The organism is Paenibacillus sp. 1SOY10 (genome assembly GCF_056836745.1).
On the sequence record NZ_JBXENK010000013.1, the window covers coordinates 51580 to 71409 of the forward strand.

The following is a 19830-nucleotide window of genomic DNA, read 5'->3' on the forward strand; positions in this document are numbered from 1 at the left end:
CAATCAAAGAATTTGGATGGAGAAGAGAGGAGATTACCCTATGAATACATTGAAAAAGCTAGGTGTGGCTACGATTGCAGCCCTGATGTTCGCTTTGCCGGTAGCTGGAGTTGGTGCAGCAGATCATAAGGATGTCGGACTCGCCGAGCGCAAAGCGCGGGAAGCTGCCGAAGTGCTCGTTCGGGATTATGGCGTAAATAGCGTGCAATATGCGATTCGCGATCAAGGAAAGGTTGTATTGTCCGGAGGACTTGGGGTCACGGAAGATGGGAAGCAAGAGGCAGTCTCCAAGGATACTATGTTTGGTATCGGTTCCGTGAGCAAGGTGTACTCTACCGCGGCTGTGATGATGCTGGTTGATGCTGGGAAGGTGGACCTTGATCGTCCGCTGACAGACTATATTCCCGATTTTCAAATGGCCGATGAACGCTACAAGCAGATCACAACCCGGATGCTGATGAATCATTCGGCAGGATTATATGGTAGCCATTATAAGAATAGTATGCTGATGGCGGATAATGACTCGCAGAACTATGATACATTGCTGGAAAATTTGCGGAACGAGCGGCTGAAATCCGATCCGGGAGAATACTCCGTATACGCCAATGATGGATTTCAGTTGCTACAGCTCCTGGTAGAACGAGTAAGTGGGTTAAGCTATAACGAATACCTGGATCGCTATATGAGCACGCCGCTAGGGTTAACTTATACCAAGACGCCATTAGATACGTTTAATCGGGCTTCGTTGAGTCCGGTGCGCTTCCCGGGGATTGCCGGGGATTTGCCGGATGAGAATGCGAATATACTGGGAACGGGTGGGATTTACTCTACCGCAGAAGAAGTAACCCTGTTCTCGGAGGTATTGATGGGTAAACGTCCTGAGCTCATGTCTACCGAGTCTGCACTGGCCATGCAGGCCAAGGAGTATCGTAAGGGCATCTGGGTAGAAGATGAGACCAATACGTATGGTTATGGTCTCGGGTGGGATTCCGTAGACCTCAGTCCGTTTGACCAATACGGCATTAAGGCAGTGACCAAGGGCGGAGACACGATTCTCTATCATGCGGCATTGGTTGCCTTGCCGGAAGAAGGCATGTCTATCGCGCTGCTGACCTCAGGTGGTTCTTCGATCTTCAATACGCTCTCGGCATCCAATATTATGCTGGCTTACTTACAGGAGACGGGGCGAATTGCTGAAGTATTGCCTTCGCCAACCTTTGAAGCGCCTGTGAAAGTAGATGTGCCAAGCGAGCTGCTTGAGTTCTCTGGTCTATATGGAACGGTAGGTTCAACCCTTGAGGTAACCATAGAAGACGGTGTGATTGCCATGCCTAGCTTATTAAGCAATATGATTCCGGAGCAGAATTACGTATACACAGGTGCTGGAGAATTCACTAGTGAAGATGGCCACACCTTGATCAGCTTTGATGAACAGACTAACGGACATACGTATATGCGTACCCGGACCAACCTGGAACTCCCGGGGCTTGGACAGACGCTTATGGCTTACTATGAGTATCAGAAGCTGGGCGAGAACGTCCTCAGCTCTGAGGTATCTAAGGTATGGCAACAAAGAGAAGGCAAAACCTATTACGCAGTGGACGAGAAAATCAATTCCCTCTTCTATCTCGTTCCTTCATCCATCCTGTGGAAGCCAATTGTGCTGGATGAGGAAGGCGGCTATGCCAATGGAACACAGATTAAGGATGCCAATCATGCTGTTAACATCGCAGAAATTCCAGTGATGAATGGCCGTGATGCCTTTGATCTGAGATTTCAGCAGCGAGATGGAGTAGAATACCTGATGGAAGATGCCCGCACTTACGTAAGTGAAGCGGCAGTAAGCACAATTTATGGTGGGCCCTCTTCACAGGTTACCATCCCTGAATCCGGTTATGTGCGGTGGTTCAAGGTCGGTAGTGAGGCCGCTGGGAAAACGATGAGTGTACAATTTCCGGCTGGCGGAGGATTCGCGGTATATACGGCAGAAGGAGCGCTTGTAGAGTTCTCGGTAGCCAGTGGCAACTCGGCTGCGCTTCTGCCGGAGAATGGCATTGTTGTATTCGGTGGCCAGGCGGGAAATCTGTTCGAGATTAAGTTGGCTAAATAATAGGTAACAAGACTCAAATTTATGGAATTACAAGAAGCGAAAAGTCCTGCAAGAGAGTATCCTACTCTCGCAGGACTTTTTTTATTTTGTAGGTCTTTATACTTCTTTTTTGCATAATTATGAACAGAATGCGAGCTTTTTGAATGAAAATCCGATAATATTGTGAATGCGGAAATCCGCAAGAAATCGAAAGAAGAGGTGGAGTGCAAGATGGAGTGGTATTTAAAGGTATTGAAGAATTACACCGGGTTTCAAGGACGGGCAAGTCGCCAAGAGTATTGGATGTTCTTCCTGTTTAATGTGCTTGCTGTCTTAGCTCTAAGTATTGTTGGTGGAATTATCCATCAAACACTGGGTCTTATCCTGGCGTATGGCTATATGCTGGCAGTAGCATTACCTTCTCTGGCAGTTGCTATGCGTCGTCTTCATGACACAGGCAAAAGCGGCTGGTTTGTGCTTATTTCCCTGGTTCCAGCAGTAGGATCGATTATTCTGCTTATTTTCTTGGCGCAGGAAGGTCAATCTACGGACAATCAATATGGCTCAAACCCTAAGGGATTAGCAGCATAATACATAGCTTGGAGCCTTTGAATCGCCTTTGACTTTATCCGGGGACGCCGTTATAATGTAAAGCTGTCTTGCAGTAGAGAATTGGACGGGATTGGAGCGGACAAATGATCGGCACGATAGTGAATACAGCCGCTATATTAGTGGGCAGCGTCCTCGGAAGTATTTTTAAAAAGGGATTAAAGGAAAAGTATCAAACTGCGTTATTTACGGCAATTGGACTAGCCGCTACGGTACTTGGCATCAACTCGGCAGTAACCCATATGAATGACAGCACATTTCCCGTACTATTTATCATAAGCTTGGCGGGAGGCAGTCTGTTAGGGACGGCGCTTGATCTTGACGGCAGATTTCAACGTCTGGTTGGGCGGTTCTCCAGCTCTAACTTGGGACAAGGTCTATCTACGGGCATTCTGCTATTCTGCATCGGCACGTTGTCGATTTTGGGGCCTATCGAAAGTGCACTGCGTGGTGACCATACGTATCTGTATATGAACGCTACGCTGGATCTGGTAACCTCCATGGTGCTGGCATCCACTTATGGTATAGGAATTGCGCTTACTGCGGGAGTCTTGCTCGTTTGGCAAGGCCTGATCTATTGGAGCGCGGACATTTTAGCGCCCTTTCTGACGGCGCCTTTACTGACTGAGATTTCCATTGTAGGTGGAATACTGATCGCCACTTCGGGATTATCCATTTTGAAGATTATCAATCCCAAAACCTTGAACCTGTTGCCGGCCTTATTGGTTCCGGTCATTTGGTTTTTGGTCAAGGGTTTGTTCATGGGATAGTGGCTTAGGCCAATAATGAGCATATCATGATGTTGAAGAGGGCGGAGACGCCCTCTTTTGCTTTGGCTTCACTGTCCTTCGGAGATCTTGTCCCTTTACAATGAGGAGGTCAAGCTGTCCATTTCTTTTATTACAATAATATTGTATTAAATGGACGAGAAGGCGATAATATTACAATAAAAATAATTGAAAGCGTTGACAAACGGGCTTTATCTCCTTATATTTAGGTTCAAAGGAACGAAAAAAATGGAATATTTTACAGTTTGTCCACTTGTTCCTTGGACTATCGCAAAGGGGAGGTCGCTATGAATAAGAGACTGGTCTTTATGCTTGTCCTGTTGCTTTCTGCATCCTTCGTATTAAGCGCTTGTGGAGGGAATCGTGCTGGAGGGAACGATACATCTGGTGAAGGTGGTAAGGTGGAGTTGACGTTCTGGACGTTGTTCTCCGGTGGAGACGGAGATAATATGCAGGCGATGATTGATGCGTTTAACAAGGAGCACCCTGATATTCAAGTGAAAAATACCAAGCTGGAGTGGGGCGAGTATTATACGAAGCTGATTACCGCTGTGGGTAATGGTAACGGTCCGGATATTGGTATCTCTCATATTTCCCGCTTGCCAGATCTGATTGACCAGGGAGTTGTGTCCGAGTTAGACGACGTAGCTGATGCCGCCGGTGTAGACTGGTCTACCTTTAACCCCAATATCCTCGAAGCCTCTGTTGTTAATGATGCCCACTATGCCGTTCCCATCGATACACATCCGTTCATCATGTATTACAACAAGAAACTGCTGAGTGATGCCGGACTCCTTGGCGATGATGGTAAACCAGCGTTTAAATCTTCCCCGGACGGCTTCGTCACCTTTCTGACCAAGCTGAAGGAGCAATTGCCACAGAAGGCCACGCCCTTTGCCTTATCCAATACCAATGACGATCCCTTCCGCCTTTGGTGGGCACTATATTCCCAGCTAGGGGGCAATGATGTCGTTGCCGACGATTTATCGACGGCTCAGGTAGATACGGACAAAGCCGTGGAAGCGGCTCGCTACATCCAGGATCTATTTCACAAGCATAAAGTGATCAAACTGAATGACCCGGATTTCTATAAAAATTTCCAGAGCGGAACGGCTGCCATTATGATGACCGGGGTCTGGGCAACAGGGACGTGGGAAGCCACAGAGGGCCTGGATTTCGGAGCCATGCCTATCCCCACCCTTTTCGGGCAAGCAGCCACCTGGGGTGATGCTCATACGGTCATCCTCCCCATCACCAAGAAGGAAGATCCAGCCCGGCGGCAGGCGGCTCTTACATTTGCCAATTGGCTGGCCGACAATGGCCAGGTCTGGGCGAAGGCCGGGCATATCCCCTCCAAGCCGTCCGTCTTTGAACATCCTGATTTTCAGGCACTCCCTCACCGAAGCGATTACGTATCTGTAGCCTCCACCGTTAAATTTAACAAGCCATCGACGAAGAACTGGCAAATCCGCGATTTGGCGATGTTCAAATATTTGAACGAAATCTGGGCCAACAAAATGTCGCCAGAGGACGGTATCTCCAAGCTGACGGACGAAGTGCAGAAGGTGTTGAGCGAATAGCGCCAAGGATCGGAATCGGGCCGGCTTTGCGGGGAACACGGCGAAGCCGGCCATCCTGGGAGGTTGAGTAAGATGAAGATGGGCAAATGGAGGGCGGACGGGCAGGCATTCCTGTTCCTGCTCCCTTTTCTGATTGTATATGTCCTGTTTACCATTTTTCCAATGATCAAGGGCGTGGAGATGAGCTTCTATAAGTGGACGCTGATTCGGAAGATGGACTATCTCGGCTCGGGCAACTATGTACGAATGATTCAGGACCAGGAGTTTTGGGCAGCCATCTGGCATTCGACTATCTTTGTACTGATCACAACGCCTACCATGCTTGTATTAGCCATGATCCTGGCGCTTATTGCTAACCGTAACTCGCGATTGCAACGCTTTTACCGTAGTGTATTTTTTATTCCCAGCATTCTGTCCGTTGCCGTCGCCTCCTTCCTGGGGTTGTTCGTGTTTCAACCCTACACCGGGCTGATGAATTCCATGCTGCATTGGCTAGGGTTGCTTGCCGAAGGCGCAGAGATATTCTGGTTGACCGAAACGCATTTGGCCTGGATTGCCATCTCGCTATTAACGCTATGGTGGACGGTGGGCTTCAACTTCATTCTGTATCTGTCGGCATTGCAAGACACCCCTGATGAAGTGTATGAAGCAGCTCGCTTGGACGGTGCGTCGGATTCCCAGCTATTCTGGAAGATCACCCTTCCCTTGTTGAGCCCCATCACACGAACCATCACCATGCTGCAGATTATTGCCTCGTTTAAGGTATTCGTGCAGATTTATGTCATGACCGGCGGCGGACCGCTTGACCAGACACGTCCGGTCATTCAATTAATCTGGCAGACGGGCTTCCGTAAGAACGACCTGGGTTATGCTGCCGCCATGTCCTATATGCTATTCGCTATTTTGCTCGTGCTGTCCGCCTTGCAGTACTGGATGAATAACCGCAAGGAGGCGAACTAGAATATGAAGTGGTTCTATCGGATCTTTTCCCTGTGTATGGGCTTATTGTTTCTTTTCCCACTGATCTGGATGCTGGTCGTCTCCGTGAAAAAAGAAGGCATGAAAATCATTACGGTCGTGGACTGGTTTACGCCCCCCTACTCGCTGGCTGTATATCATGAGATCATTACCGGTACCAAATTGCTGCATTGGTCGTGGAACAGCTTCTTTATTGCTGTCTGTGTCACGGTGTTGACGCTGATCATTGCGGCTATGTCGGCCTTTGCTGTGTCCAAAATTCCGTTCCGTTACAGAACGTTCATGTTCTTCTTCATCCTGGCGGGGTTGCTGATCCCAGGCGAGGCTATTTTGATTCCTTTGTATCAAGTAGCCAAGGATTTGGACATCTTGAACTCCTACCAAGGATTGATTTTACCTGCTCTGGCTTCGCCATTTGCGATTATTATTCTCAAGAGCTTTTTTGATGGTATTCCTAACGAGCTGCTGGAAAGTATTCAGATGGATGGTGGCGGTGTGTGGAGAATTTTCACCAGCATTATGCTCCCGTTAACCCGGCCCGCGCTGGTATCCATCGCTATTCTGACCTTCATCGGCTCGTGGAATAACTTCCTGTGGCCGTTCATGTCAGTGACCGATGATAACTTGTTTACGCTGCCGATGGGGATTCCGACCTTGATGAATCAATACACGGAGGACTATGTGAAGCCGATGGTTATCAATACGGTCGCCTCATTGCCTATTATGGTGTTATTCCTCATATTTGAGCGGCAGATTATTAAGGGGGTTAGTCTTTCGGGAATAAAAGGGTAAAAGAGGATGAGAAGAGGATAAGAATAGAAGGAATTTGTACTGAACCCGGAGAAACTAAGGATAACGATTTGACCATTTTCTCTAAGGAGTTAAATATGAACCCACAACATCGAAGTCATAATAGCAGCAACTTACACGTCAATCAGGCCAGATCCGGCGCGGCCTTTATTGAAGAAGTTCGTCGTACCGAAGTTCCCTACGGAACGCTGGCTCTGTGGTTCCTGGGGCAAGAGAGCGTCATTATCAAGGGGGATGGAATCACCATTTATGTGGACCCCTATGTGTCGGGTGATTTTGACGATGGGCTGTGGAGACGAACCTACCCGGCAGCGATCTGTCCAGAGGATATACAGGGAGTCGATGTTTGTCTGATTACCCATGAGCATAACGATCATATGGATGAGAGAACCTTGCTGCCGCTCCATCGTCAGAATCCGGGAGCTGTGTTGGTAGCACCGGGGTGCTGTCAGCCGCTGCTCCAGGGATGGGGCATTGCCGAATCCCAAATTCGGTTGGCTGATGATCGCCAGCCCCTGGAGTTATTCTCCAAGCTGCATATAACACCCATTGCAGCGGCCCATGAGCAGCTTGAACGGGATGACAGCGGCAACCCGAGGTACGTAGGTTATGTGCTGGAATTAAACGGGGTTACGCTCTATCACGCGGGGGACACCTTAGTGTTCCCTGAATTGATAGAGCAGGTAGCTGCGTTGCAGCCGGACTTAGCCCTGCTGCCGATTAACGGCAGGGATTACTTCCGGGAGCGTCGCGGCATCGTGGGCAACATGGATTACCGGGAAGCGGCAGAGTTCGCTCACGCCATTCAGGCGGATACCGTCATTCCGCTTCATTATGATCTGTTCGCCGTCAATGCGGAGAAGCCAGGCTACTTCGTTGATTATATATACGAGCATTTCCCGGAGCAGAAATGCCATGTTATGGCTCGGTCCGAGCGGTTCATTTACGCTTCTCCCCGCGCTTTTCTTAGCAAATAGGGAGCCTTTCGGCTCCCTATTCTAATCATTGCTGCTATACTGCCCCGGTGCCAAATCACGTTCAAAGGCTACAATCCAATCGCCTTGAACGGCCGCATATCCAACATCTCCCTCAGCGACAAGTCCATACAACTTCTTGACGTCCAGATACTCATGGCGTTCGCCATTATCAAACTCCAGGGTTATGTAGTAATAGGTACGTGAGGATGAGGTATGCACATGATGATCACCAGCAGGACTGCTGGAATTGTGCTGTACATCCATACGTTTGGATATGATGCGCGCGTACCGGCTGTTTCGGGGAGCGCTGGCATTTTTGACATAACGGGCTCCGTTTGTAAAGATACCTATAATTACGATGACAAACACGATAACTATAAAGATAGGGGCTAATGAGAAGATATCAAAACCGCCTCCGCCTACACTCATGGTAACGCCTCCTCTACTGTGAGCTAACTTGCTTCGGGTGAATGCCCAGAAGCTCCGCCATTCTCTTTATAATTACGCAGTCAGCACCAGAATGTTTCAGTATGCCTTCCTAAGGGCATTGCTGCCCGGATTGTGAACGCATACGAATTGTGATAAACTGGGATCATTATAAATGAACGGAGGGTTTCCTGTGATTAACATTAAATTCCGTTTTGCAACTTTGCGCGGCTAATTGAATACAGCCAAAGGCTCTGCACCCGTGCAGGGCAAACGGGATAGGTGTGCTATGATAAAGGGAACCTTGATGACTTTAGAATAGAATATGCCTTTTTTGCTGGCGTCCGCTCTGGTGGCAAGCTTATTTGCCTATAGAATGACGCGCCGGGGAAGAGTGCCGTTTGCGTAGAACATGGGTGTGGGCCGCCTGTGTTTTATTTTTTTCCCAAGGGAGGAAACCATTTATGATCGAAGAACAGCAATTGGAGCAACGAGCCGTTCTGGTGGGCGTTAACTTGAACCATCAGGAGGACTTCAAATACTCCATGGAAGAATTGGCTAATCTGGCGGAAGCCTGCGATATTCAGGTCGTTGACCAGCTTACGCAAAATCTGCCCAAAATCAACACCTCGCACTACATTGGTACGGGGAAAATTATAGAAGTGCGGGCCCTGCTGGAGGCGCACGAAGGGAACCTGGTCATCTTTAACGATGAACTGTCTCCTTCACAAATTCGTAACCTGGAGGCTGATCTGGACTGCAAGGTTATCGACCGTACCCTGCTCATTCTGGATATTTTCGGGCAACGGGCCAAGACGCGGGAAGCACAGCTTCAGGTGGAAGTAGCACGCTTGAAATACATGCTGCCACGGTTGATCGGTCTTAGAGAATCATTGGGGCGGCAAAGCGGCGGGGTAGGCACGAAGAACCGCGGCGTCGGGGAGACGAAGCTGGAGCTGGACCGTCGCCGGATCGAGGAACGAATTACGGCGCTGGGCAAAGAACTGGATACGCTGGTCGCCCATCGGCAGGTGCAGCGCAAGCAGCGGAAGAAGAACGAGCTACCCGTTGTGTCCCTTGTCGGTTATACAAATGCGGGAAAATCGACCATTATGAATGCCCTGCTGGAGCGCTACAGCCCGGAGCAGGAGAAGCAGGTGCTGGAGAAGGATATGCTGTTCGCTACCCTGGAGACCTCGGTGCGTAGCATCCCGCTACAGGACAATAAGGCGTTCCTGCTCACGGATACGGTTGGTTTTGTCAGCAAGCTGCCCCATCATTTAATTAAGGCTTTCCGCTCGACGCTGGAGGAAGTGGCTGAGGCTGACCTGTTAATTCATGTGGTGGATTACTCCAATCCAGAGTTTTCCCGTATGCTGGACATTACCAATGAGACTTTACGGGAGATTGGTATTTCCGATATACCGGTCATCTATGCCTACAACAAATCAGATCTGACGGAGCAGTCTATACCCGAGGTACAGGGGGATATCGTGTATCTGGCAGCGAAGCCACGTGTGGGCATTACTGAGCTGATTGAAGAAATTCGTAGCCGTGTGTTCAAGGACTATATCCAGTGTACGATGCTGGTTCCCTATGATCAGGGTGGGGTCGTCTCCTACCTGAATGAGCACGCGAATATCTTCGCTACCAGCTACGAAGCAGAGGGGACGAAGCTTTCTCTGGAATGTCGGCTTAGTGATTACGGCAGATATCGTGAGTTTGTAGTTGAATTAGCGGAATAACTAGGTGATGTAAAAAGGAGAGCTTGGCGATTATGGCAGATATGTTGGTGAAGCTATATGACTTGCCCGCGTTTGAATCAACCGGGCAATACGAGGAACGAACAGGAATTACGATTCGCCGGGCTCTTGCCCCGGAGAAGCATGTGGTCACACAGTGGATTAACGAGCATTTTGGCGCCATGTGGGTTAGCGAATGCGAGGTAGGGTTCTCCAGATCGCCGATTACTTGTATTCTGGCCGTTGAGGATGGCAAGCTACTGGGGTTTGCCTGCTACGACACGACAGCCAAGGGCTTCTTCGGACCGACGGGAGTAGACGAGAATGAGCGAGGACGTGGTGTGGGCAAAATGCTGCTGCTGCATACACTTGATCTGATGCGTCATGAAGGTTATGGTTATGCTGTCATCGGGGGAGCTGGCCCCGAGGAGTTCTATGCCAAAGCGGTGGGTGCCATCGCGATAGAAGACTCGAAGCCAGGGATATACAAAGGGATGCTGCGATAACGCGCATCCCTTTCTTGTTCCCTTGAGTATCAATGCCCAGTTGCAGCACGGATGTCCAGTGCCGGTAATATTACCTTGAAGGAGGCCCCTTGACCCGGCTCGCTTCGCACACCGATCGTGCCCCCGTGGGCTTCCACAATGGATTTGGAAATAGCCAGGCCCAGCCCGGCGCCTCCTTGCTTACGCGTCCGGGAAGCGTCGCTGCGATAGAAACGCTCGAAGACGTGCGGCACATGTTCTTGGGCGATGCCCGGTCCGTTATCGACGACCTCGAATTCGGCCAGACCCGCAGTCAGGGTTAGACGTACCTTGATTTCGCCCTGAATCGGGTCGGTATGCTGTACCGCATTATGGAAGATATTCAGCACCACCTGCTTGACCTTGTCCTCATTGCACATAGCCTGAACATTCGGCTGTAGCATAAAGTGTACGGTGCGTTCTCCGGCCAGCATGCGCAGGTGGGGCTGCATCTCTGCAAGGGTCTCATCCAGGGACACCAGCGTTCTCTGCACGACCGGGGTGCGATCCAGTTTGGCTAACGTAAGCAGATCCTCCACGAGCTTCTTCATCCGCTGGGATTCACCGAGCATGCTGTGCAGCGCCGTGTGCAATTGCTCTGGCCGGTCAGCTGCGCCGCGAAGCAGCACTTCCAGAAAGCCGTGAATGGCCGTGAGCGGTGTGCGCAGCTCATGGGAAGCATCGGCGACGAAGCGGCGCATCTGTTCCTTGGCTTCCCGCTCGGCCTGGAAGGAGCCTTCCAGCCGCTCCATCATGCCATTGAAGGAGACGCCGAGCCGATCAATCTCCGATTGACCCGTATTTGCGGGGAAGCGATTGTCCAGGTTACCTGCATTGGTATCCTCCACGGTCTTCACCATCTGATTCAGCGGACTGAGACTTCGCCGTAGCAGGGGCAAGTATAAGGCCAAGCCCCCGGACAATGCCAGCAGGGACAGTCCGGCGAACGTCAATAGCTGACGAACCACGACCTCCCGCAATGGAGCCGTAGAGGAGCCCATCTGTACGAGCCAGGTACGCTCCCCGCTCTCGGCGGGCAGGATCACTTGACGAAAGACCACCAACTGCTCATTGCCGTTCTCATCCTCAAGCAGCCGATATTGGTTAGGCTTGATATGCCCGGCGGAACCGGCCAACAGGGCTGCGTATTCTTCATCGGTCAGGTGAGGCGCAGCAAGACCAGACGCTGTACTCAAGTCAATAAATCTGTTGTCGCTGCTTATGATGGCCAGGGAGGAATCTGGCAGAAACAGAATCGGCGGTCGTCTGCCTGTATTGTCGTCCGGGGTGGATGCTCCTGGCTCCGCCTGCTCCGTGCCCCAGCGCTCGGGCCATTGACCCGTTCGATCAAACATCTCTCTGAGCGGTCCGCGCATTTGGGAAGCCATTGTCTCGGCCTGATTCTTGACGAGAAAGTCCCTCATGATGACATATTGAAACCCACCGATCAGGATAAGGAGCGCGGCCAGTACAAACAACGAACGGGACAAGAGCTGGAAGCGAAGCGAGCTTGGGGACAGTATTCTTCGTATCCTGCCGATTAGGCCGGGTCTGCGGCTCATGGCAAGTCGACCCGGTAACCCGCACCCCGAAGCGTGCGAATCAGCCGATGCTCGCGGTCATGCAGCTTTTCGCGCAGGGAACGAATGTAGACTTCCACGATATTCTCTTCGCCACCGAAGTCGTAGCCCCATACCTTGTCCAAAATCTTGGTCTTGCTAAGGACGATACCGTGATTCAGAATCAGATATTTCAGCAGCTCGTATTCGGTGGGCGACAGCTCCAGCACTTGCTCCAGATAGAGGATTTCCTTGCGCTTGTCGTCAAGCTTGAAGGGCCCGATGATTACTTCGCCGAATAATGCGGGGAATTGATTGCGCAGCCGGGCGCCGATGCGGGCCAGCAGTTCCTCGAAGCTGAACGGTTTGACCACATAATCATCGGCTCCAATCGTGAGCCCCTTAACCCGGTCCTCTATCTCATCCTTGGCGGTCAGCATAATGATGGAGACATGCTCGCCGTGCTTTCTGAGCAGGCGGCATACCTCCCAGCCGTCCATCCCCGGCATCATCACATCCAGCACAATGACATGTGGCTGGAACTCGCCTGCGATGCTAACGGCGCTCATTCCGTCACTGGCCGTACGCACCTCGAAGCCTTCATTTACCAGTCCCAGCTCCAGAAATTGCACGATGTGCGGCTCGTCGTCCACCAGCAGTATTTTAGCTCCTTTAACCTGATTCATCGATATCGTTCCTTTCTGCCCCTTGCATCCTATGATTTCTTATTATAAACGAAGCCCCTGAGTGTTGGCTGAATACTACCTTAAAGCCGACTTAAGGTAGCTGCAAGATAAAGCCATTTTCCCTGATTCAGGGAAACGAAGGGACGATATCGTCTCCCGAAACTCTTGCTTGCCCCTTGACCTTTAGGCTATACTTTTCACATTAGGACATGTTAAAGGAGAGTAATGAGATGGAAAAAGTATTCATTTTCGGACATAAAAATCCTGACACCGACACGATTTGTTCGGCTATTGCTTATGCGGACCTCAAGACCAAGCTGGGTTGGAATGTTGAGCCAATTCGTCTGGGTAACGTCGGAGAAGAAACGGCCTTTGCCTTGAAGAAGTTTGGTGTTGAAGCTCCACGTCTGGTCGAAGCCGTAGCTTCTGAAGTGAAGGAGGTTATCCTGGTCGACCACAATGAGAGACAACAAAGTGCCTCCGATATTGATCAGGTGCGCGTGGTTGAGGTTATTGACCATCACCGGATTGCCAATTTCGAGACCAGCGGTCCTCTCTACTACCGTGCCGAGCCGGTAGGCTGTACTGCTACCATTTTGAATAAGTTGTACAAAGAGAATGGGATTGACGTTCCTGCCAATATCGCCGGATTGATGCTTTCCGCCATTATTTCCGATTCATTGCTGTTTAAATCCCCTACCTGCACGGAGCAGGATGTGGCTGCTGCCCGTGAACTGGCTGATATCGCTGGTGTGAATGCCGATGAGTATGGCCTGGAGATGCTCAAGGCCGGGGCTGACCTGAGTGACAAGACCATTGAGCAACTGATCTCGCTGGATGCCAAGGAATTTGATATGGGCGGCTCGAAGGTTGTCATCGCCCAAGTTAATGCCGTGGACGTCAATGATGTATTGTCTCGCCAAGAGGAAGTGGAAGCGGCGCTGAATAACATCATTGCTGACAAAGGACTGGATCTGTACCTGTTCGTCGTAACCGATATCTTGAACAACGACTCCGTGGGCTTGGCCCTAGGTAAGGCGGCTGACTCAGTTGAGCAGGCTTATCAAGTGAAGTTGTCCGATAATAAAGCCGTGCTTAAGGGTGTTGTATCCCGTAAATCGCAAATTGTTCCGGTACTGACGGATATCTTCAACCAACGCTAAAGGCGTGGTAAATAACGGGGAATTCTAAATTCATTACATCGCTGAAAAAGAGCCTTAAAGGCTCTTTTTTCGTGTAAAGTAATTTTAGAATTTAAATCTCTCCAGTTGTTCCCACAATCCTTCTTCCCGTAAAATTTCCTGTTGCTTCGGGCCGATCAGATCGAAATGAGGAAATGGAGAGCGGTGATGAATATATTTTGACGGAAGACCGTGAGCTTCGCACCAAGCCTTCAAACGTTCTATATCAGAGCAGCCAACCTTGGTAACGGTTCTGGAATCAGGGAAGCGCGGGTCCAGCCAATAATGCGTCAAGTAACCGATCTCCCCACGGGTGACTGTCTCTTTCCATGCTGCTAGCTCCGCACGCGATACTCCAAAAGCCATGATATATCCTCCTTTGACGATTTATTATATCATAGGAGTTCATTGACAATAAATTTTGGCCTATGATACCTTAGGCATGAATACTTATCATGCGTGTTTGACGCGTAACCTCTAAAAAAGTTGAGGTGAGATAGATGGGCAAGAAGAAGACACGTAACACCGCCAGCGCCCCGGCGCATGCAGGGGATAAGCCGGCTACACTGAAGGATTTGCTGGGGGAAGATACGCTAGCCAAGCTGAAAGCGCAGGCCACGGAGCTGAAGCAGGAAGAAGAGCAGCGCCAGCAGGAAGAGCGTGCGCGTAAGGAAGAGGCGCGGCAAGCGGAACAGAAGCGGCTCGATAACAATTTTGAGCACTTGCTGAACAACAGCGAGATGGACTGGCAGAAGTATAAATAGAGTGGCTATTTTACGGATAAAGGTGGATGAAGGGTTCATTTATGAGTAAATTCAAACGGGATTATATCATTACAATGGATGATATTGTTAGGGAAGGAGAACCTATCCTTCGTGTCGTGACGGAGCCTGTCAGCGTGCCTCCCACTGAGGAAGATCGGGAAGAGATGGCGGCCATGCTGCAATTCTTGAAGAATAGTCAGGACCCGGAATTGTCCAAGAAGTACAAGCTGCGCGCAGGGGTCGGCTTGTCCGCGAATCAGATCGGGCTTAACAAGCGGATGTTCGCCGCCTTGCTGAGTGATTCGGAAGGTCAGGATCGTCCTATCGCTATGTTCAATCCGAAGATTATCAGTCATTCCCAGGCAATGACTTACCTGCCTGAAAGTGAAGGCTGTTTGTCCGTAGACCGTCCTGTACAGGGATTTGTGCCACGTTATGAGAAAGTACAGATCAAGGCCATGGACGAGGAAGGAAACGAAGTGAAACTTCGCTTCAAGGGTTTTGATGCCATCGTGATGCAGCATGAGCTGGATCACTTGAACGGCGTCATGTTCTATGATCATATCAATAAAGAGCATCCGTTCAAGCTGCCGGATGGCGTTCAAATTGCCAGCTTATATTAACAATTCATTGGAGGAATTACATTGTCAACACAGTCCATTACATCTATGGTCGACCATACCCTGCTCAAGGCGGATGCAGGGCAGGCGGCCATTATCAAGCTGGCGGAGGAGGCTAAGGAATATGGCCTTGCCTCCGTCTGCGTTAACCCGGTATGGGTAGAGACTGCGGCGCAGGTGCTGCAAGGAACTCCGGTAAAGGTATGTACAGTCATCGGCTTCCCGCTCGGAGCTTCGGCCCCGGAGGTCAAGGCTTTTGAAGCAGCTCATGCGATTGACCAAGGTGCGGGCGAGGTTGATATGGTGATCAACATCGGCGCGCTTAAGGACGGTAACGATGCCTTGGTCAAAGCGGATATTGCCGGAGTTGTCCAAGCCGCATCCGGCAAAGCCCTGGTGAAGGTTATCATAGAGACCTGCCTGCTGACAGAAGAAGAAATCGTGCGCGTGTGCAAGTTGTCTGTGGAAGCAGGGGCGGATTTCGTCAAGACGTCAACCGGCTTCTCAACCGGCGGAGCTACCGTGGAGGCTGTAGCCTTGATGCGTAAGACCGTGGGTCCTGAGGTTGGCGTTAAAGCCTCCGGCGGGGTGCGCACATTGGCGGATGCCAAGGCCATGATTGAGGCGGGTGCGACGCGTCTTGGCACCAGTGCCGGGGTGGCCATTGCCCAAGGTCAAAGTGGGCTTAACGACTACTAAACAGCAGAGGTAGTTGGCCAGGATATTCTCAACAGTTAGCGCTATTTCGACTTCTTGTCGCGATAGCGCTTTTTTAGGTATCAGCAAGTATATATCACTATCCATACAAAAATTATCGGAATTCTATTTTCAAACATGCCAAGATGTGAGAGAATATCTAAAACGTTGAGGAGGAATAAGTTATGTCTGAAAAACGTCCATTCGCCCGATCCATGCCGGTCAAGAAATTGATCCTACTACAGGTTCGCGAGCCGTACCACTCTATCAAACGACATCCTATGGCTTTCGCGATACAGAGCATGCTGCCAATTTATTTGGTCTTAAGGAGTTTGGTAACATTTATTCCCGTATCACAAACCCGACCAACGACGTATTTGAGCAGCGTATTGCTGCGTTGGAAGGTGGCGTAGGGGCGTTAGCAACCGCCTCGGGTCAGGCTGCTATTACTTTCTCTATCCTCAATATTGCCGGAGCAGGAGATGAAATTGTCTCCTCTAGCACGTTGTATGGTGGAACCTACAATCTGTTCTCTACTACTCTGCCCAAGCTGGGCGTTCAGGTGAAATTTGTGGACTCCTCCAATCCGGAACATTTCCGGGCAGCGATTACGGAGAAGACGAAGGCGCTTTACGCAGAGACGATCGGTAACCCCAAGGGGGATGTGCTGGATATCGAAGCGGTTGCGGCTATCGCACATGAACACGGTATTCCGCTGATTGTCGATAACACCTTCCCTAGTCCATACTTGCTGCGCCCTATCGACTTCGGGGCTGATATCGTTGTTCATTCTGCTACCAAATTTATCGGGGGGCACGGAACGTCCATCGGAGGAGTAATTGTAGATGGAGGTAAGTTGGACTGGGCTGCCAGCGGCAAATTCCCGGGATTGACCGAACCTGATCCAAGCTATCATGGTCTTAAATATACCGAAGCTGTGGGGCCGCTTGCTTATATTATTAAGGCCAGAGTCCAATTACAGCGTGATCTGGGAGCTCCGTTGTCTCCATTTAATGCCTGGTTGCTGCTACAAGGGCTGGAGACTCTTCATCTTCGTGTGGAGCGTCATAGTGAAAATGCCTTGAAGGTCGCCCGGTATCTGGAGGGACATGAGCATGTAGAGTGGGTCAGCTATGCCGGTTTGCCAAGTCATGAATCCTATGAGCTTGCCAAGAAATATTTGCCGAAGGGTCAGGGGGCTATCCTGACGTTTGGTATTCGCGGCGGAGTGGCAGCAGGGCGTAAGCTAATTGAAAGTGTGAAGCTGTTCTCACATCTGGCGAATGTCGGGGACTCCAAGTCGCTGATTATTCATCCGGCCAGCACTACGCATCAGCAGCTTGCGGAAGCAGAGCAAGAGGCAGCAGGCGTAACGCCTGGCTTAATCCGGCTCTCTGTAGGAACCGAGTCGATTGACGATATTATTTATGATCTGGAGCAAGCCATCGCTGCCAGCCAATCCTGACGGAAAAAGGTGGGTATGCAACTTAAGGGGAGTCCGATATTCACATTCGGGCTCCTCTTTTTTATTGCAGTTATAGGCATAAAGTGCATTTACATCCGATAGGATTTGGTTTAAAATGAAGCTAAAGTTTCACTAATACAAAATTATTGTCCAAGTGCAACAATGATTATCGTTCTCAATTGCGAGCTGCTCCGGGAGATTCCCGGGGCAGCTTGCGCCATTTTCAGGGGATTAACAATAATATTCATTCTCAGAGAGAACATACTGCGCTAAGAGAAATTCAAAGGATTCAAGGAGGAGAAGAAGATGGAAGCTATTCAGAGTAAAGCGATGTCTGCCTTACACAAGACAATGAATCAGCCCGATCCGGGAAAAAGAAGAAAGTTCTCAGTACTCCATTTGCTGCGTCACCGGGAGATGCTGCTGGCCTTAAGCAGTGGTGGATTTATGCTCGTGGCTTGGGGGATGCAAGGATTGTCCCCGGTGTTGTCGGTCTTGCTGTACATTGTAGCCTATGCTGCCGGTGGGTATATGAAAGCTCGTGAAGGGCTTATCACCTTGCTGAAGGAACGCGATTTGGATGTCAATCTGTTGATGATTGCCGCTGCGCTAGGTGCTGCCTCGATTGGCTACTGGAACGAAGGGGCGATGCTGATCTTTATCTTTGCGCTGAGCGGAGCGTTGGAGTCCTTTGCCAGTGAACAGAGCCGCAAGGACATTTCGGCGCTAATTGCCATGAAGCCGGAGATGGCCTGGCGGATCGACGGGGACGGAATGAAGGAAGTAGAGGTTGGCACACTGGTGCTGGGGGATCTGGTGCTGGTCAAACCTGGTGCCATCATCCCGGTCGACGGTGTAATTCGCAGCGGCAACTCGGCTGTGGATCAATCGGCCATTACCGGAGAGTCGCTGCCGGTGGAGAAGGAGAACGGCGCTGGAGTTTACGCAGGTACGGTGAACGGGGGAGGCGCACTGTATGTGGAGGTTGCCAGTCTTGCCGAGGGTACTTTGTTTGCCAAGATTATTGCACTCGTCGAGCAGGCTCAGCAGGAGGTTCCTGATACGCAGCGGTTCATCCAGCGACTGGAAGGCATCTATGCCAAGTCTGTCGTAGCTATCACCCTGGGGTTGATCGTGCTCACACCATATCTTGTGGGTTGGAGTTGGCCGCATGCCTTCTACAAGGCCATGGTATTTCTGGTAGTAGCTTCACCCTGCGCCATCGTATCTTCTGTGATGCCAGCCATGCTGTCGGCCATGTCCAAGAGCGCAAGGCGGGGCGTATTGTTCAAAGGTGGGGCGCCGATGGACCATCTGGGTAATGTGAAGGTGGTGGCCTTCGATAAGACAGGTACGTTGACGGCAGGCTCTCCGGTGGTGAGTGAATTATGCGTATCCGAGGGCTTTGACCGACTGGAGGTACTAGCGGCCTGTGCAGCGGCAGAGAGCTTGTCAGAGCATCCGCTGGCCAAGGCCATCGTGCGCAAGGCGGAAGAGGAAGGATTGACGATTCGTGCTGCGGATGAGCTTCAAGCCTTGCCTGGGTGGGGCATTGAGGCGATGATTGAAGGTGAGGTGTGGCGCGTAGGTAAGGCCAATACAGAGGATGCCCAGTTGCCGTCTGACCTGAAAGACCGCCTGGTGGCATGGGCTCAGGAAGGTTATACCGTGTCCTCCATTCAGAAGGATGGTCGATACGCGGGGATTATTGCCCTGCGGGATGAGATTCGCCCCCAGGCGAAGGCTGCCGTTGCCCGCTTGCACAAGTTAGGCATTACCGTAGCCATGCTGACGGGAGACCGTAGCGGTACCGCCGGAGCTATCGCCAGAGAGGCCGGAATTGATCTTGTTTATGGAGATCTTCTGCCGCAAGAGAAGGTTGAGCATGTGAAGCTGCTACGGTCGCATTATGGCGGTGTGGTTATGGTTGGCGATGGTGTGAATGATGCGCCTGCTCTGGCTGCCGCAACGGTAGGCGTGGCTATGGGCGGTGCAGGGAGCGGTGCCGCACTTGAGGTGGCAGATGTGGTATTGATGAATGATGGACTGGAGCATATCGCTGATACGATAGCCCTGGCCCGCCGCTCCCGGCGAATTGTGAAGCAGAATCTGATTTTTGCCGGTTCGGTCATCCTGCTGCTGATTGCAAGCAACTTCCTTCAAGGTATTCCGCTGCCACTGGGAGTTGTCGGACATGAGGGAAGCACGCTGATGGTCATTCTGAATGGTTTGCGGTTGCTCCGCTAATTCTCATCTTCATCATTCCTTCATGTAACCTTCACCGAACCCCCTTGGTGGGAACATTGACAGGGTATCAAGGGTTTAACATAATGAAA

At 50.8% G+C, this 19830-nt stretch carries 19 protein-coding genes; 15 read left to right on the plus strand and 4 right to left on the minus strand.

Going from position 1 to position 19830, the window contains the following annotated elements; genetic code table 11:
• Positions 1–40 precede the first annotated feature (40 nt).
• From AC1VOR_RS21020 to AC1VOR_RS21050, 7 genes are all read left to right on the plus strand, one after another.
• Positions 41–2110 (plus strand): serine hydrolase domain-containing protein, encoded by a 2070-nt coding sequence (locus tag AC1VOR_RS21020; protein ID WP_482620766.1) that lies wholly within the window; start codon positions 41–43, stop codon positions 2108–2110.
• Positions 2111–2320: 210 nt separating this feature from the next.
• Positions 2321–2680, plus strand: a complete 360-nt coding sequence (locus tag AC1VOR_RS21025; protein WP_482620768.1) for a DUF805 domain-containing protein — start codon at positions 2321–2323, stop codon at positions 2678–2680.
• A gap of 104 nt (positions 2681–2784) precedes the next feature.
• Positions 2785–3468, plus strand: a complete 684-nt coding sequence (locus AC1VOR_RS21030) for a DUF554 domain-containing protein (protein WP_482620770.1) — start codon at positions 2785–2787, stop codon at positions 3466–3468.
• Between the two features lie 305 nt (positions 3469–3773).
• A complete protein-coding gene (locus AC1VOR_RS21035) occupies positions 3774–5066 on the plus strand; it encodes an ABC transporter substrate-binding protein (RefSeq protein ID WP_482620772.1) in 1293 nt (430 codons plus the stop codon).
• Between the two features lie 72 nt (positions 5067–5138).
• Positions 5139–6026, plus strand: a complete 888-nt coding sequence (locus AC1VOR_RS21040) for a carbohydrate ABC transporter permease (RefSeq protein ID WP_482620774.1) — start codon at positions 5139–5141, stop codon at positions 6024–6026.
• A 3-nt stretch (positions 6027–6029) separates the two neighbouring features.
• Entirely contained in the window at positions 6030–6836 is an 807-nt protein-coding gene (locus tag AC1VOR_RS21045) for a carbohydrate ABC transporter permease (protein WP_482620776.1), read from the plus strand.
• A 95-nt stretch (positions 6837–6931) separates the two neighbouring features.
• A complete protein-coding gene (locus AC1VOR_RS21050) occupies positions 6932–7831 on the plus strand; it encodes an MBL fold metallo-hydrolase (RefSeq protein WP_482620778.1) in 900 nt (299 codons plus the stop codon).
• 21 nt (positions 7832–7852) lie between these two features.
• Here AC1VOR_RS21050 and AC1VOR_RS21055 read toward each other — a convergent pair whose 3' ends face one another.
• Positions 7853–8260, minus strand: coding sequence for a DUF2500 domain-containing protein (locus AC1VOR_RS21055; protein ID WP_482620780.1), 408 nt, complete (start codon positions 8258–8260; stop codon positions 7853–7855).
• Positions 8261–8721: 461 nt separating this feature from the next.
• Between AC1VOR_RS21055 and hflX the strand changes: the two genes are divergently transcribed.
• Entirely contained in the window at positions 8722–10002 is a 1281-nt protein-coding gene (gene hflX / locus AC1VOR_RS21060; protein ID WP_482620782.1) for a GTPase HflX, read from the plus strand.
• Positions 10003–10034: 32 nt separating this feature from the next.
• Entirely contained in the window at positions 10035–10505 is a 471-nt protein-coding gene (locus tag AC1VOR_RS21065) for a GNAT family N-acetyltransferase (RefSeq protein ID WP_482620784.1), read from the plus strand.
• Positions 10506–10534: 29 nt separating this feature from the next.
• On the opposite strand, the gene AC1VOR_RS21070 is transcribed toward AC1VOR_RS21065, so the two are convergent.
• Together AC1VOR_RS21070 and AC1VOR_RS21075 are read right to left on the minus strand one after the other, a co-directional pair.
• Positions 10535–12085 (minus strand): sensor histidine kinase, encoded by a 1551-nt coding sequence (locus AC1VOR_RS21070; protein ID WP_482620786.1) that lies wholly within the window; start codon positions 12083–12085, stop codon positions 10535–10537.
• A complete protein-coding gene (locus AC1VOR_RS21075) occupies positions 12082–12768 on the minus strand; it encodes a response regulator transcription factor (protein WP_482620788.1) in 687 nt (228 codons plus the stop codon). Before AC1VOR_RS21075 ends, AC1VOR_RS21070 begins: the two co-directional genes overlap by 4 nt.
• 230 nt (positions 12769–12998) lie before the next feature.
• On the opposite strand from AC1VOR_RS21075, the gene AC1VOR_RS21080 reads away from it, so the two are divergent.
• Positions 12999–13931: a manganese-dependent inorganic pyrophosphatase gene (locus tag AC1VOR_RS21080; protein ID WP_482620790.1), complete on the plus strand. Its 933-nt coding sequence runs from the start codon at positions 12999–13001 to the stop codon at positions 13929–13931.
• Positions 13932–14015: 84 nt separating this feature from the next.
• On the opposite strand, the gene AC1VOR_RS21085 is transcribed toward AC1VOR_RS21080, so the two are convergent.
• On the minus strand, positions 14016–14315 hold the full coding sequence (locus tag AC1VOR_RS21085; protein ID WP_482620792.1) for a hypothetical protein: 300 nt from the start codon (positions 14313–14315) through the stop codon (positions 14016–14018).
• A gap of 134 nt (positions 14316–14449) precedes the next feature.
• Between AC1VOR_RS21085 and AC1VOR_RS21090 the strand changes: the two genes are divergently transcribed.
• The 5 genes from AC1VOR_RS21090 to AC1VOR_RS21110 all read left to right on the plus strand — a co-directional run bounded on the left by AC1VOR_RS21090 (position 14450) and on the right by AC1VOR_RS21110 (position 19741).
• A complete protein-coding gene (locus AC1VOR_RS21090; RefSeq protein ID WP_482620794.1) occupies positions 14450–14713 on the plus strand; it encodes a YqkE family protein in 264 nt (87 codons plus the stop codon).
• Positions 14714–14754: 41 nt separating this feature from the next.
• Positions 14755–15336, plus strand: a complete 582-nt coding sequence (def, locus tag AC1VOR_RS21095; RefSeq protein WP_482620796.1) for a peptide deformylase — start codon at positions 14755–14757, stop codon at positions 15334–15336.
• 45 nt (positions 15337–15381) lie between these two features.
• Positions 15382–16032, plus strand: a complete 651-nt coding sequence (gene deoC, locus AC1VOR_RS21100) for a deoxyribose-phosphate aldolase (protein WP_482620859.1) — start codon at positions 15382–15384, stop codon at positions 16030–16032.
• Positions 16033–16231: 199 nt separating this feature from the next.
• The gene (locus tag AC1VOR_RS21105) at positions 16232–17494 is read left to right on the plus strand and encodes a homocysteine synthase (RefSeq protein WP_482620861.1); all 1263 of its coding nucleotides are present in this window, start codon (positions 16232–16234) and stop codon (positions 17492–17494) included.
• A 306-nt stretch (positions 17495–17800) separates the two neighbouring features.
• Positions 17801–19741 carry a heavy metal translocating P-type ATPase gene (locus AC1VOR_RS21110; protein WP_482620797.1) on the plus strand — a complete coding sequence of 647 codons (1941 nt, stop codon included), beginning with the start codon at positions 17801–17803 and terminating at the stop codon, positions 19739–19741.
• Positions 19742–19830: the final 89 nt, after the last annotated feature.

Excerpts from the sequence above, each read along its gene's own strand:
- AC1VOR_RS21020 (WP_482620766.1), top strand. The coding sequence starts at position 41 with ATGAATACATTGAAAAAGCTAGGTGTGGCTACGATTGCAGCCCTGATG.
- AC1VOR_RS21025 (WP_482620768.1), top strand. The coding sequence starts at position 2,321 with ATGGAGTGGTATTTAAAGGTATTGAAGAATTACACCGGGTTTCAAGGA.
- AC1VOR_RS21030 (WP_482620770.1), top strand. The coding sequence starts at position 2,785 with ATGATCGGCACGATAGTGAATACAGCCGCTATATTAGTGGGCAGCGTC.
- AC1VOR_RS21035 (WP_482620772.1), top strand. The coding sequence starts at position 3,774 with ATGAATAAGAGACTGGTCTTTATGCTTGTCCTGTTGCTTTCTGCATCC.
- AC1VOR_RS21040 (WP_482620774.1), top strand. The coding sequence starts at position 5,139 with ATGAAGATGGGCAAATGGAGGGCGGACGGGCAGGCATTCCTGTTCCTG.
- AC1VOR_RS21045 (WP_482620776.1), top strand. The coding sequence starts at position 6,030 with ATGAAGTGGTTCTATCGGATCTTTTCCCTGTGTATGGGCTTATTGTTT.
- AC1VOR_RS21050 (WP_482620778.1), top strand. The coding sequence starts at position 6,932 with ATGAACCCACAACATCGAAGTCATAATAGCAGCAACTTACACGTCAAT.
- AC1VOR_RS21055 (WP_482620780.1), bottom strand. The coding sequence starts at position 8,260 with ATGAGTGTAGGCGGAGGCGGTTTTGATATCTTCTCATTAGCCCCTATC.
- hflX (WP_482620782.1), top strand. The coding sequence starts at position 8,722 with ATGATCGAAGAACAGCAATTGGAGCAACGAGCCGTTCTGGTGGGCGTT.
- AC1VOR_RS21065 (WP_482620784.1), top strand. The coding sequence starts at position 10,035 with ATGGCAGATATGTTGGTGAAGCTATATGACTTGCCCGCGTTTGAATCA.
- AC1VOR_RS21070 (WP_482620786.1), bottom strand. The coding sequence starts at position 12,085 with ATGAGCCGCAGACCCGGCCTAATCGGCAGGATACGAAGAATACTGTCC.
- AC1VOR_RS21075 (WP_482620788.1), bottom strand. The coding sequence starts at position 12,768 with ATGAATCAGGTTAAAGGAGCTAAAATACTGCTGGTGGACGACGAGCCG.
- AC1VOR_RS21080 (WP_482620790.1), top strand. The coding sequence starts at position 12,999 with ATGGAAAAAGTATTCATTTTCGGACATAAAAATCCTGACACCGACACG.
- AC1VOR_RS21085 (WP_482620792.1), bottom strand. The coding sequence starts at position 14,315 with ATGGCTTTTGGAGTATCGCGTGCGGAGCTAGCAGCATGGAAAGAGACA.
- AC1VOR_RS21090 (WP_482620794.1), top strand. The coding sequence starts at position 14,450 with ATGGGCAAGAAGAAGACACGTAACACCGCCAGCGCCCCGGCGCATGCA.
- def (WP_482620796.1), top strand. The coding sequence starts at position 14,755 with ATGAGTAAATTCAAACGGGATTATATCATTACAATGGATGATATTGTT.
- deoC (WP_482620859.1), top strand. The coding sequence starts at position 15,382 with ATGGTCGACCATACCCTGCTCAAGGCGGATGCAGGGCAGGCGGCCATT.
- AC1VOR_RS21110 (WP_482620797.1), top strand. The coding sequence starts at position 17,801 with ATGGAAGCTATTCAGAGTAAAGCGATGTCTGCCTTACACAAGACAATG.